The 13,113-nt window shown below is 40.6% G+C and carries 12 protein-coding genes and 1 pseudogene; 7 read left to right on the top strand and 6 right to left on the bottom strand.

Annotated features, from left to right (window positions below; all coding sequences use genetic code 11):
• Positions 1-96: 96 nt before the first annotated feature.
• Positions 97-897, bottom strand: a complete 801-nt coding sequence (locus tag FTU45_RS00065; RefSeq protein ID WP_005096399.1) for a DUF817 family protein — start codon at positions 895-897, stop codon at positions 97-99.
• 10 nt (positions 898-907) lie between these two features.
• Positions 908-1,978: a uroporphyrinogen decarboxylase gene (hemE, locus tag FTU45_RS00060; protein ID WP_005096398.1), complete on the bottom strand. Its 1,071-nt coding sequence runs from the start codon at positions 1,976-1,978 to the stop codon at positions 908-910.
• 206 nt (positions 1,979-2,184) lie between these two features.
• Here hemE and FTU45_RS00055 point away from each other — a divergent pair, with 206 nt between their 5' ends.
• The 4 genes from FTU45_RS00055 (at position 2,185) to FTU45_RS00040 (ending at position 6,501) form a co-directional block, all read left to right on the top strand.
• Positions 2,185-3,405: a L,D-transpeptidase family protein gene (locus FTU45_RS00055; protein WP_180075679.1), complete on the top strand. Its 1,221-nt coding sequence runs from the start codon at positions 2,185-2,187 to the stop codon at positions 3,403-3,405.
• A 177-nt stretch (positions 3,406-3,582) separates the two neighbouring features.
• Positions 3,583-4,281 carry a pirin-like bicupin family protein gene (locus FTU45_RS00050; RefSeq protein ID WP_005096396.1) on the top strand — a complete coding sequence of 233 codons (699 nt, stop codon included), beginning with the start codon at positions 3,583-3,585 and terminating at the stop codon, positions 4,279-4,281.
• Between the two features lie 301 nt (positions 4,282-4,582).
• The gene (locus tag FTU45_RS00045; protein WP_180075678.1) at positions 4,583-5,554 is read left to right on the top strand and encodes a class I SAM-dependent methyltransferase; all 972 of its coding nucleotides are present in this window, start codon (positions 4,583-4,585) and stop codon (positions 5,552-5,554) included.
• Positions 5,555-6,234: 680 nt separating this feature from the next.
• A complete protein-coding gene (locus FTU45_RS00040; RefSeq protein ID WP_180075677.1) occupies positions 6,235-6,501 on the top strand; it encodes a hypothetical protein in 267 nt (88 codons plus the stop codon).
• Between the two features lie 85 nt (positions 6,502-6,586).
• Here the strand turns inward: FTU45_RS00040 and arsC are convergent, their stop codons facing one another.
• Positions 6,587-7,015, bottom strand: coding sequence for an arsenate reductase (glutaredoxin) (arsC, locus tag FTU45_RS00035; protein ID WP_180075676.1), 429 nt, complete (start codon positions 7,013-7,015; stop codon positions 6,587-6,589).
• Between the two features lie 82 nt (positions 7,016-7,097).
• On the opposite strand from arsC, the gene FTU45_RS00030 reads away from it, so the two are divergent.
• Genes FTU45_RS00030 through arsH form a run of 3 tightly spaced genes read left to right on the top strand, consistent with a single transcriptional unit; the run spans position 7,098 to position 9,167 of the window.
• Complete coding sequence (locus tag FTU45_RS00030; protein WP_180075675.1) at positions 7,098-7,412, top strand: metalloregulator ArsR/SmtB family transcription factor; 315 nt, start codon at positions 7,098-7,100, stop codon at positions 7,410-7,412.
• A gap of 4 nt (positions 7,413-7,416) precedes the next feature.
• A complete protein-coding gene (arsB, locus tag FTU45_RS00025; RefSeq protein ID WP_180075674.1) occupies positions 7,417-8,457 on the top strand; it encodes an ACR3 family arsenite efflux transporter in 1,041 nt (346 codons plus the stop codon).
• 5 nt (positions 8,458-8,462) lie between these two features.
• Positions 8,463-9,167, top strand: a complete 705-nt coding sequence (gene arsH, locus FTU45_RS00020; protein ID WP_180075673.1) for an arsenical resistance protein ArsH — start codon at positions 8,463-8,465, stop codon at positions 9,165-9,167.
• 70 nt (positions 9,168-9,237) lie between these two features.
• Here arsH and FTU45_RS00015 read toward each other — a convergent pair whose 3' ends face one another.
• The 3 genes and pseudogenes from FTU45_RS00015 to FTU45_RS00005 form a co-directional block, all read right to left on the bottom strand.
• On the bottom strand, positions 9,238-11,646 hold the full coding sequence (locus tag FTU45_RS00015; RefSeq protein ID WP_180075672.1) for a hypothetical protein: 2,409 nt from the start codon (positions 11,644-11,646) through the stop codon (positions 9,238-9,240).
• Positions 11,643-12,152 (bottom strand): plasmid mobilization relaxosome protein MobC, encoded by a 510-nt coding sequence (gene mobC / locus FTU45_RS00010; RefSeq protein WP_180075671.1) that lies wholly within the window; start codon positions 12,150-12,152, stop codon positions 11,643-11,645. The genes FTU45_RS00015 and mobC overlap by 4 nt, the downstream gene beginning before the upstream one ends.
• Positions 12,153-12,934: 782 nt before the next feature.
• Positions 12,935-13,113: pseudogene (locus tag FTU45_RS00005) on the bottom strand (IS5/IS1182 family transposase); the annotation flags it as partial.

The following is a 13,113-nucleotide window of genomic DNA, read 5'->3' as shown; positions in this document are numbered from 1 at the left end:
TAATTTGACTTACACACTCAGCAGAGTAGCGATAAGTCAGGTTTGGCGCAATCGAAAAAATGCATGCTTTACATAAACATAACCTGAATAATTCCATTACTCTTTCAGCGTCCAGTCGCCATGTAAATTGCGCTGCCCTAAAATCTTCAGTACCAAGACCAGACTCAGCAATAACAACAAATACCAGGACCCGAGTTTGCCCCAGCCCACCATATGCCATTGTTCAATCTGACTTGGATAGAGCCAGATCTGATAAAAGGTACTGATGTTCTCGGCAATCCAGATGATAAAGGCCAGCAGCAGCAAGATCGGTAACATTGGCAACTGAAAAGCGTGCTGATTCAACTGAAAACGAATTTTAGTTTTCCAGAACATCAGCACGCTCCAGACAAATAAAAGCATGCGATAGTCAGGAATAAAAAACTTGCTCATAAAGTTGATATAAGACAACACCGCCAGCAGCAACATATGGCGAAAGCCTGGCAACTTTTCAAATGAGACCTGATATAAACGCAAGGAACGCGCAAAAAAACTGCCGACCGCAGAATACATAAAACCGGCAAATAAAGGCACGGTCATAATTTTAAAGATTGCCGGTTGTGGATAATACCAGGAGGCAATCGCAGGATGGGTCAGAAAGATTTCCATCACCATGGCCATGAGATGAAACAGCGCAATCACTTTGGCTTCGGCCCAGGATTCCAGTTTGGTATAAAGCAGCAGCACCTGAATGAGCAGGGCAAAAAATAACAGATAGTCATAACGGTAAAAACCGTAAAACAGATCACTGCCCATGGCAGCAGTGAGTGCAAACGCCAGCAGGAGTAGAATCCCAAATAAGGCAGCCGAAGCTGCCTTATAGGTAAATTCAAACCCTGATTTGAATAGATCGATCAAGGTTTAAATCCTAAAGATATTTAGCACTATACTCATGTACGGTATCAATAAAGGCTTTTGGATTGGCTGGATCGACCCACTGGGTAATGCCGTGGCCGAGGTTTGCTACATAACCGGTTTTTTCACCATTGGCATAAGCATCATCCAGCATGGCTTTGGTCGCCTTAATAATAGTTTCCGATGAACCATATAAGGTCGCAGGGTCGAGGTTACCCTGAAGCGCAGCACGACCCGCAACGGTTTGACGTGCTACATCCAGTGGTGTGGTCCAGTCCAGACCAAAGGCATCTGCGCCTGTAGCGATCATCGGTTCCAACCACTGACCGCCACCTTTGGTAAACAGAATTACTGGAATCTTGCGGCCATCTTTTTCACGGTGCAAGCCAGTAACAATCTTCTTCATATAGTTGAGCGAGAATTCAATATATTCACGATGTGCCAGTGCGCCGCCCCAACTATCAAAAATCTGTACCGCTTGTGCACCTGCATCAATCTGCGCATTCAGATAATCAATCACGGCATCGGCTAGACGTTCCAGCAAAGCATGCAGCACTTCAGGCTGTGCATACATCATATTTTTGGTGAAGCGGAAATCTTTGCTTGAACCGCCTTCTACCATATAAGTCGCCAAGGTCCACGGACTGCCAGAGAAACCGATCAGAGGAACCTGGCCACCCAAGGCTGAACGAATGGTCGACACTGCATTCATCACATAATCCAGATCCGATTTTGCATTAAAGGCTGGCAGATTTGCGACATCCTGCTCGGTACGGACTGTTTTATGAAATTTAGGCCCTTCACCCACTTCAAAATACAATCCTAAACCTAAAGCATCAGGCACTGTCAAAATGTCAGAGAACAAAATCGCGGCGTCCAGATCATAACGGCGTAAAGGCTGTAAGGTCACTTCACAGGCCAGTTCAGTATTTTTGCAAAGAGAAAGGAAATCTCCTGCCTGAGCACGCGTTGCGCGATATTCTGGTAAATAACGGCCCGCCTGACGCATCATCCATACCGGAGTGGCATCTACAGGTTCACGCAACAAGGCGCGCAGAAAACGATCATTTTTTAAGGTCGTCATTTACTTTCCTATCTATCTTTGATATTCGCCATATCATAACAAAAAGGTTGTATTTTTAATAACTTCTGCTGACTTTAAAAACCGATCAGCTTAAGCGGCCAAATGTGATGTTTTACACAAAACAACTACTGCATCTCCACATTTTTTCTGTAATACTTATAGTGTTTTTTCACATTTTTAAAGAAATAATTTTAAGGTTGATTTACATGTTCGTTCGCACAATGCTCGCTGTGAGTTTAGGTTGCATTTTCGCAGGTACTGTTTTTGCTGCGTCTACTGCTGAACAACCATTGAACCCGCAAGTTGTTACCGATGTTTCAGTCCAGGATCCAATTGATCCACTCGCGACTGAAGCTTCAGCCGCCCAAGCACCGGCTGAAGTCAAAATTACGGCGCAAGAACAACAAGACTTAAATCAGGCCTCTGAAGCACTGAATGAGCTACAAGATACCGAAGACCAATCTGCTGATATTGGTGCAGCGCCAAATACCAAGGCCCCGACGAACTCTGCTGCGACCAAAGCTTCGTGGACTTTAGACGGCTTAAACAATGCCCAGTGGTATGAAAACATTGGTGCAGGTCAATTTCCGGTCTACGCACGTGCACATGTCATGCTCAACAATGCCCACGCTTCACCGGGTGCGATTGATGGTACCAGCGGCAAGAACACACTGAAAGCAATTGCCTCTTTCCAGCAAATGAATGGCATCAAGCCAAATGGCGTACTGACGCAGGAAACCTGGGACAAACTGGTGGCACGTCAGGGTTCCAAGCCGACCTTTGTAGAGTACACCATTACTGAAAAAGATCTGGCAGGACCATTTGCCAAATCGATTCCTTCAGATTATGCGCTACAGGCGAAAATGAAAGGTTTGTACTACACCAGCGCATCTGAAATGCTCAGTGAAAAGTTCCATATGGATGAAAACTTCCTGAAGAAGTTGAATCCAGGTGCTAATTTTAACAAAGTCGGCCAAAAGATTCTGGTGACCAATGTTCGTAATGAGCTACCAGAAGGTATTCACTTGATTGTTGCACATAAAGGTGCCAAACAACTGTACTTATTTAACAGTAAAAATCAAATGATCGGCTCATTCCCTGCCAGTATCGGCAATACCAGTACGCCTTCACCAACGGGTACTTATAAAATCACCGGCGTTGCACCAAATCCTTGGTATAGCTACTCGCCAAGTAACTTTGTTCAAGGTAAAAACACCAAACCACTGTCTCTACCACCAGGTCCAAACGGCCCGGTCGGTAATGTCTGGATTGGTCTCAACAAAAAATCATTTGGTATTCACGGCACACCGAATCCGTCCATGATTTCTAAATCCTATTCACACGGTTGTATCCGTCTGACCAACTGGGATGCCAATGATCTTGGCCGTAAAGTCAAATCTGGCGTAACTGTTCGTTTCTTAGAATAATGATCCGTAAAATGCTTTGAATAAAATGGCCCGCTTTTCAGTGGGCTTTTTTATGACTTGATTTTAAGCTGATATATCGTTGCAAAAATGCAATGATATGTCGCCTATTTGAGATTTTTTTGAGCTTAAAACAACAGTATGATGATCTCAAGTTGAAAATAAGATCGAGATGAAATCATGAAGGCTTTTCTACATCCTAGCGAAAATCGTGGTCATGTAAAAATGGGCTGGCTGGAGTCTAAGCACAGCTTCTCATTTGGTAACTGGTATGATCCCAAGTATATGGGGATCAGTGCCTTACGTGTTATTAATGATGATTTAATCGATGGGCATCAGGGTTTTGGAACCCATCCCCATGACAATATGGAAATCCTGACCTGCGTACTGAAAGGCACCATTACTCATCAGGACAGCATGGGCAATCATGGCGGTATTGCTGCGGGTGAATGGCAGCTCATGAGTGCCGGAACAGGTATTCGCCATAGTGAAATGAATCAGGGCGATGAGCGGGTACATTTACTGCAAATCTGGATTATTCCCAATGAACAGGATGCCAAACCGAATTATCAGCAAATTCGTCTGGATCCGCATGAGCAGCCTAACCATTGGCATTTAATTTGTGGACCGAATGGCAATGCGCCGATGCATATTCGTCAGAATGCTGAAGTCAAAACTGCGGTAATTCAGCAAGGTCAAAGTTTGCAAGTGCAGGCCACCCAGCAGATCAATTATATTCATGTAGTTTCTGGCACTGTGCAGATTGCAGAACATAGAGTTGAGGCGGGTGGTGCAATTGCTTTTCTGGATGACTCAGCGATTCAAGCCATCGATGATGCGCAAGTGATCTGGTTTGATTTACCAGAAGTGCCTCACTAAGTTTTAAGGCTCTCACCCATCATGGCTATTAATCACTTTGATGAATAGCCATTTTTTATGAATCGAGAATAAAAGCAGACAGAAGCTTTATCAGAAGATAATTTTTTAAAAACAGCTATAAAAATCACACCAATTCACATCAGTTTTTTACTTAAAATTCTGGCATTTCAGGCGAAGATGAAGCTGATTCATTTCTATTGAATGAACGCATCGCGAATGGCTGATCTGGTCATGGTCTTATATGGGATTCAACGTCTATCCAGCTTTGTATTGATTTTAAATAAACCAAAGAGCAACGCTTATGAACCAGATTTTAGAAATTCAGAATCACCAGCAACATGCTCTGCATTTTTTACTAGCGTTTTTAAAACAACAAAACTATCAGTTCACAGCCATTACCCCGTTGTCGCATCAACGGATTTTAGATCGTAAAAGAAACGAGAAAAATCAGGAAATAACCCTGCAGGATATATTTGGCTGGAATCTGGAATTTAGCAAAACCGATCTTGATCCGGTTCTTTTTTCCTTGCTGGCAAAACAGCAACTTCTACAGGTTCAGGATGAGCAATACACCAGTCTGGTCAGAGTCGCTTCACTGGAAGGTGAACTCTTTATTCACTCTTCCTTTCCGACCACACAACAGGATGCTGTTTTTTTTGGTCCCGATACTTATCGCTTTGTCTATCATCTCAAGCAATATCTAGCCACCGAACCTCGCCCTTTCAAACGGGCTGCTGAAATATGCTGTGGCACCTCTGCTGCTGCCATCAGTATCGCCAAATACTTTCCGGATCATGAGGAAATCTTTGTAGCAGATCTAAACCCCAAAGCCTTGCTCTATAGTCAGCTCAACATTGATTTTTCGGGTTTTGCTTCAATCTCTCCTGTACAGAGCAATTTATTTTCCAATCTTGAGGGGAATTTTGACTTAATTTTTGCTAATCCGCCGTATTTAATTGATCCAGATCAACGTCAATACCGGCATGGCGGTAATAAACTGGATGGCTGTGATTTATCATTCAGGATTATAAAAGAAGGTATACAACGGCTGAATTCTGGTGGACGTTTATTCCTATATACCGGTGTGACCGTGACTGAACATGGCAATCTATTTTTGCAGCATCTTAAAGATTCGATGAAACAGCATCAAAATATAATCTGGTCCTATGAAGAAATTGACCCGGATATCTTTGGTGAAGAGCTAGAGCAGCCGGCTTACCAACATGTGGAAAGAATTGCTTTGGCTCTGATCAAGATTGAAGTACATGCTTGAAAAATATCTATTTATAAATTATTGATTTTTTAAATGGTGGTTTTCTTCGAATCCCGTTTATTTTCCAGCATTCTATTAAAATCTTAAAGTAATAAAAAACCCCAATCTTTCGACTGGGGTTTTTAAAATTTGGCGGAAGCGGTGTCCGTCAAACTAAACCACTATCTATATGTTTTATATTATATATCTTTAATTATATTTTTTTCTTACTACAATTCTTACTACACAAATTTTGTTACATTTAGTCTGAATTTTAGGATATGACTTATACCGTTTATCGGCATATTAATCGTGTCCAATAGCAAAGATAAGACAAATAAAGAATATAAAATATTGAATTATTTAAAAATTAAAAACAAACAATGGATTTTTCGCAGACTCCCCTTACCCAATCTGATGTAAAAGCCTATTGACTCATTTTTTAACCACTGATAGCGTATTTATTACACAGCAAAATCTGTGTTCAGGCGTGGAAACCTGATACGATCTAGGTGCAATTTAATGTCGCACTTGCGGCTATTTTTTTGCTTACTGTTTGATGCAGTCCTTTATGGCAGCATGGCAGGGCAACCTCGTGTTGGCTGATCCTAGATTCAGTATTTCCACCCCTGTCTGTTGCCACCTCAGCTCTGTGGAAATGAGTTGTGGTGGTGTATATCCCAATCTAGGAGTGCATCATTATGCAAAATCAAATTTCAGCAAAGCGCATCGTCACGCAGTTGATTCAAAACGTTGCCAAGAAAATCCCAACTGAGGATCTGCAACGTCTTACAGATCTTTATGTTCTCATTGATCGTTTAGAAGACCGTGCTCAACACATTGATGGTGAGTCTGCCCACGCAACCGGGCATACACATGTAGCCACGCATTATCCTGAAATGTGGGCAAAACGTACTAAGCTACGCCCTAAGCTTACAACTATGCATTCTTCTTTTAATGGAGACTAAATCTCTTACAGACTTGAAAAGCAATTTCATATCATTTGAAGATTTTAGAGTTCTCATAACACCTACTCTATGAAAGGAAGCGGATTTATTTAATCCGCTTACCTCTTTGATCAATGATCATTTCACCATCCTCTTTGGTAAAAGCTCCTAATTGAGGCGCAGACAAAATATCTAAAACGAGTTCAGATGGTCTACATAGTTTTACGCCTAACTCAGTCACTACAAATGGACGATTAATTAAAATTGGATACTCAAGCATAAAATTAATGAGCTGTTCATTTGTCCAGTGCTGCTGATCCAACTTGAGCGTTTCAAAGGGTTCTACATTTTTGCGAATAGCTTCACGTACAGAAATCCCTGCGTTTTCAATTAAATTAATGAGTTCGATCTTACTCGGAGGGGTATTAAGGTATTCAATAATTTCAGGTTCTTCTCCTGTATTTCGAATGAGAGCTAATGTATTTCTTGATGTTCCGCAAGCTGGGTTGTGATAGATCTTAACTTTCGATGACATTGGATTAACTCAGAACTTAATAATATTGCATTTATATATGGATATGCATATATTCGCAATAGCATATATTGGAGTGTGGATTATGGATCAAGCAGATTTCTTTAAATGCCTATCTGACTCGACACGTCTAGATATTTTAAAAATTATTTTAGCAAGACAAAATGTATGTGTTTGTGAAATCACAGAGATATTACAACTGAGCCAACCTAAGATTTCTCGTCATCTGGCTTTACTTCGTAATCTCTCAATTTTGTTAGATGAGCGTAAGGGGCAATGGGTGTATTACCGATTAAATCCTGATTTACCAGAATGGGTAAATGCAGTGCTCAATGTCTTAAATGATGAAGTACTGAATAAATCTGCAAGCAACTTATCTATCTCTATGCAATGCGAGTAATTCAATGTCCGGATCAAAGCTCTCATTCTTAGATCGAAATCTAACGCTATGGATTTTCATTGCCATGGCATTAGGAGTAAGTATTGGTGTATTTTCTCCTCAAGCATCTGTGGTACTCGATCAGTTAAGCATTAATTCAGTGAATATCCCTATCGCAATAGGGCTTATTTTGATGATGTATCCACCACTTGCCAAAGTAGACTATGCGACTTTGCCTAAAGTCTTTGAGGACAAGCGAACCCTTACATTATCTCTCGTTCAAAACTGGCTAATAGCACCTTGCTTAATGTTTGGTTTGGCAATCATTTTTTTGCACTCCTATCCTGAATATATGACTGGTCTCATTCTGATTGGTTTGGCCAGATGTATTGCTATGGTCTTGGTTTGGAATGGCTTGGCATGTGGTGACAATCAGTATGTCGCTGCCTTAGTCGCGTTTAACAGTATCTTCCAGATCTTATTCTTTAGTACTTATGCCTGGTTATTCTTAACCTTCTTACCACCATTCTTTGGGGTAGAAGCACAAATCATTAATGTGAGCTTTTGGACAATTACCTATGCTGTTCTTATTTATCTAGGTATTCCGTTCTTACTTGGATTTTTAACTCGGTTGATTTTAGTCAAACAGAAGGGGGTGGATTGGTATCAATCTAGATTTATCCCAAAGATTAGCCCAATCAGCCTTATTGCGCTTTTATTCACGATTATAGCCATGTTTAGCCTTAAAGGTGGTGAAGTGGTTAGCCTTCCTCTAGATGTACTTAGGATCGCTATTCCTTTGACAATTTACTTTGTTGCGATGTTCTTCATCAGCTTCTTTATGAGTAAGTGGATGGGTAACGATTATCCTAAAACAACTGCTATTTCCTTTACTGCGGCAGGCAACAATTTTGAATTAGCACTTGCTGTAGCGATTGCCACTTTTGGATTAGCTTCACCTGTGGCTTTCACAACAGTGATTGGACCGCTTGTTGAAGTGCCTGTATTGATTACCTTAGTGACAGTTTCGCTATGGCTGAGAAAAAAAGTTTTTAAAGAGGCATGAAGCTAATGAACTTACCAAATATTGATCTTAGTCTTTTGGAAAAACCGACTTTAGAAAAAGTTCAGGCAAAGAACCTTGAACATCCTCCAAGAATACTGCTTCTGTATGGCTCAAATCGTGATCGATCATATAGCCGTTTAGCTATTCAGGAAGCTGGTCGAATTCTTGAATATTTTGGTGCGGAAGTGAAGATTTTCCATCCTAAAGGGCTACCTCTCCCTGAGGATGGGGATATGGAACACCCTAAAGTTAAAGAACTGCATGAACTTTTAGCATGGTCTGAAGGAATGGTTTGGTGCTCTCCTGAACGCCATGGCGCGATGAGTTCAATTTTAAAAGCTCAAATTGATTGGATTCCATTAGCAGCAGGTGCAATCCGTGCAACGCAAGGTAAAACTTTAGCGGTGATGCAAGTCTGTGGCGGTTCACAGTCGTTTAATGCTGTAAATCAATTACGTATTTTAGGGCGTTGGATGCGTATGATTACGATACCCAATCAGTCTTCAGTGCCTAAAGCATTTCTTGAGTTTGAAGAAGATGGTCGTATGAAACCTTCCTCTTATTACAATAGGATTGTGGATGTGATGGAAGAGCTCTATAAATTTACGCTTTTAACCAGAGGACAATCAGCATATCTAACTGACCGTTACTCTGAACGTGTAGAGAGTGCGGAAGAGCTTTCAAAACGTGTGAATCAGAAGAGTATTTAAATTTCCGAAAAAGCTTAGTCAGCATAGGCTAGGCTTTTTATGATTCCCCATACTATCAAAACACTCCTTTTTATAGTTCTAAATCCCGTAAGTTCTTTCTCTTCGGTTCTGGTGTTTTAGGTACGATTTGCATGTCTTGTTTACGCTCAGTTTGCTCATCAGACTTCTTGTGGTTATAAGGTTCTAGATAACACCGAAGTTCATTCATACAATCTTTCATATCAAGCCTTGAAGCATCATTCGCATTGATCAAAGGTGAATTTTCTTCTTTCAGGTGTGGTCGAGGATGGTTGAGATCAATCATCTGCATGTAATGATCCATTGTGTTTAAAAAACCCAAGATATTCGGATCATCTTTTCTAAATAGATGAATATTTTGAATGAGTTTTTCCGTACACAGTCTAAACTCTCGAGCAAATTTTAGTTTTTCTTCTGTTGGATAGCGATTTCCTTTTTTGTTTTCATCGATCAAGAAACGGATATGATCTGTGATTTGATCATCTACCCTTTCCGCATAGACCCTCATCATGGTGAAGTCTTGGTCAGGATGTTGTTGCACGATGTTATTGATGAAATGACTCAAGCGGTATTTAGGAAAAATACGTTGTATCGACCAATCTAGCGCTGTTGATATAAATTGATGAGCTTGCTTAAATCGTTGCTCATATTCATGACTTCTTTCAGCACATTGTCTAGCTCTTTTTCGATGCTTTTCTCGGGATACTGCAAACTTACCCAATTGATCGAATTTAGTGTCTCTAAACAACTCGAGTAACTGCTGAGCTTTGCCTCGATATAGCTCTGACACTGCATTTGAAACTGTTCTGATTGGAGATAGGTATTCAGAGACTCTTTCAACAACGGCACCAAGATATTGGATAAATCTGTTTGATTTGGTACGTCGATGTTGTTGGATAAATAATTCTGATACTGCTGGATCCGCTGATCCTTGTGCTGTAGCTCGCTGTTCAATTGTTCGATCAATTGTTGCAATTTGTCTTGATAAGCTTGCTGCAATGCGATGGTATTGTTGGCTTCTTTGATCTCGTCCTTCATCTCTTGCAAGTAACTGCTCAAAGCTTGATTTTCTTGTTGTAACAACTGAAGTTGTTGCTGAGTCAGGTTTTGTAACTCGGTATGGAATTCGGGCATTTAGATACCTCTTATGCTGTTGTAAATTAAAATGAGACTGTTGCTGAAAGTCAGTATCAGCAATAGCACTAAAATAATAGTAGGTGTTTTGGTGATGTTTTGCTGAATTTCCTCTATGGTGTTGAGATCGGGTTTCATCCTGAGTTGTTGGCTGATCTCTTTGAATCGTATGTCGCTCGACATCGAGGAATTCAAAACCAATTTTTTGATTTTCTCTATCGTCTCTAAGATCTCCAAATGTGATTGTTGATGACCTTTCATCTGTAGAAGAATTTCCTCCATCTGATTGTTCTGCTGTTCGGACTCCTTCTCGAGATGGGTCTTGTAGCGTTGTATCTTTTTCAAATGTTCGCTCAACTGCATATACGATTCTCTGATCATCACCAATTGATGCTGATAGTGGTTCAGGATCTCGATATGTTCGTTCATTGTACTGCTGGCGTTTTGTTCGTACGTCTTGAATGCGTTGCTCAGCTTCTCGCAATGCTCGAGTCCGTTCTGCAAGCTTTGTTGAATCCTCATTTGATGGAGATCCAAGAGCGTCTCTTCTTCTTTGATCTTCAAGGTAATCTGAGAGGTAAAACTGTTCGTCATAATATGCAGCCTTTAATCTGTCTGTACCTGCCTCGGTACGAAGTGAAATATAGTTTTGTCCGACCCGTGTGATCGTGCCGATTTCAGAGAGGGCTTGTAGAACGGTAGGACGGTCATAGACCACGCCCTGCAACATACGGTGCTCAATAAATTGATTAATCAACTCAATGCGTGTTGCCTTAGGCTGTTCAATCAAATTGGCTCGTAAAGCAGCCGCATTCTGCTTAAGTGCATGGTGTTGGAGCTGTAAGCTTCTCGCTCGAATAGGATCATCAGGTCTTGCCCAGTCATATTTATGGTTGAAGTAATCTCGCAGTGGATCGAAGTAATGCCGATGCCCAGGCGGTGCAATATTGAGAGATTTCTCAGTGCTAAGTTCAAGACGAGGAATCAAGACATGGATATGTCTCGATCTGTTTTCCTCTTCATGCATCACAGCCGTCATGTGATACTGATGTGGCTTTAAGCCAGCAAAAGCATGCTGTTCAAATGCATCAAGTACCTCGTTGATTTCATCGATACCCACCTCATCTTCTGCAGCCCATGCAATCACCACGGATATATAGCGATACTTATGCGGTGAGCTTTGTGAAATGGCAGCAAAGGTCATCGGATCACCACGAAGTACTTCTACACCTGTACGTGGCAAATTAAGATGATCTTTATCATCCATCACATAGGCAGCAGCGCGAAATGGATCACCTTTCCCATGCGGTAGAAACTTAATAATCATGCTTCTTCCCTTTGGGTGGTCACATAACGTAAAGCCTGTTCTTTCCGACGTTCAACCTGATATTCAGAGCGTATGATGATAGGTAAAGGATCTAGATGCCGATGGAGCAGTTGTTGAATATTTTCTAAGACAGCCAAGCATTGGATATATGAAAAATCCATCTTCTGTTTTTGTTGGCTCAGACAAAGTATATTCAAGGATTTGGCGATTTGATTGATGTTATTGCCGATCCGTCCTAGCTCTCTAAGAAAATCTGGATCAAGTTTGCAATAGGATGTAGCTACACGACTGACTTTTGTGGCTACGCTCTTAGCACGTACAACACTGTTTTGGAACTCAATTTCACGTGGGACATAGGGTTGACTCATTGCATATTCATGTGCGATGAGTATATGGATTAAGTCGGTAAAACTGATCCTTTTCCACTCAAGCAACTGTTCAAGCTGCTCAGCTTGTAGATCTAAAAATCTCAGTCTTTTGACAATATTTCGATTGCCTTGTTTCATTCTTCCACCTATTGTTATTTTTATTGTGGTGTCAGTAATGTGTTCATTGCGATTGTAGCCACAAGGTGCAGCGATTTACAGATCGCTTTGTAGCTACAAGACATTGAATCATTCTTTGTTCGTAGCCATAGAACGAGTCACTTTTCAGTGCATGGCTACAAATATCATTACTGAGTGCTGAATGAAACTTTAGCAAATTATTTTTTTTGGCAATCGTAAATGTGGAATTTTGGAGAAAAACATATAAATATTTTTTAGCGAAAAATTGAAGTGAAATAGGCCTACCTAGCCCACAAAGACCAGAGCAAAATGATAGTAATTATCATTTATAGAGTTAAATATTGCTAATAAAATATACAAATAGTTGAACTAAGTTGTTATTTGCTTAATATTAAATTACTATTTATAGGCTCTTTAGTTCTAGGACTTAACAGTCTAGTCGGGTGTATAGCCAGACTCAAACTTATTGATGTTATTGTGAATCAGAAGTTTTACTACTTCGCTCATATCTTCGCAAACTATTAAAACTTCTGCTCATTAGTAAAGAGTATAATTCAGGAAAGCTAAGCTTTCCTGAATTATTATTGGTTAGATTTAATATGAAAAATTTAAACCTATTGAAAAGTCTAGAAGAGAAATTTAATATTCCTCAACATAAGCTAGAAGAGTTTATTCAGAGCTCCCCTAGAAAATATAAAGTTTATCAAATCCCCAAGAGAAGCTCTGGAACGGCTTTGTTGCATAAAGGTTTGAAAGGCTGAGTTCCCTTAAGCTACTCAAATTTAAGAGACAACTTGGGTATGAGGGCGACCTAATTCTGTGAATTTATTCAAGACTGCCATGCGTGCATGGATCTCATTCACCTGACTTGGAAAACTCCGCGCTGTTAATTTATCGCCTAATAATTTGATGCAATGCATCTTGGTTTCAACCAAACTTCGACGGTGATAACCAGACCACT

Source organism: Acinetobacter sp. YH12106 (genome assembly GCF_013418995.1).
In the GTDB taxonomy this organism is placed as follows: Bacteria; Pseudomonadota; Gammaproteobacteria; order Pseudomonadales; family Moraxellaceae; genus Acinetobacter; species Acinetobacter pseudolwoffii.
This window is presented reverse-complemented; position numbering and strand designations above follow the sequence as displayed.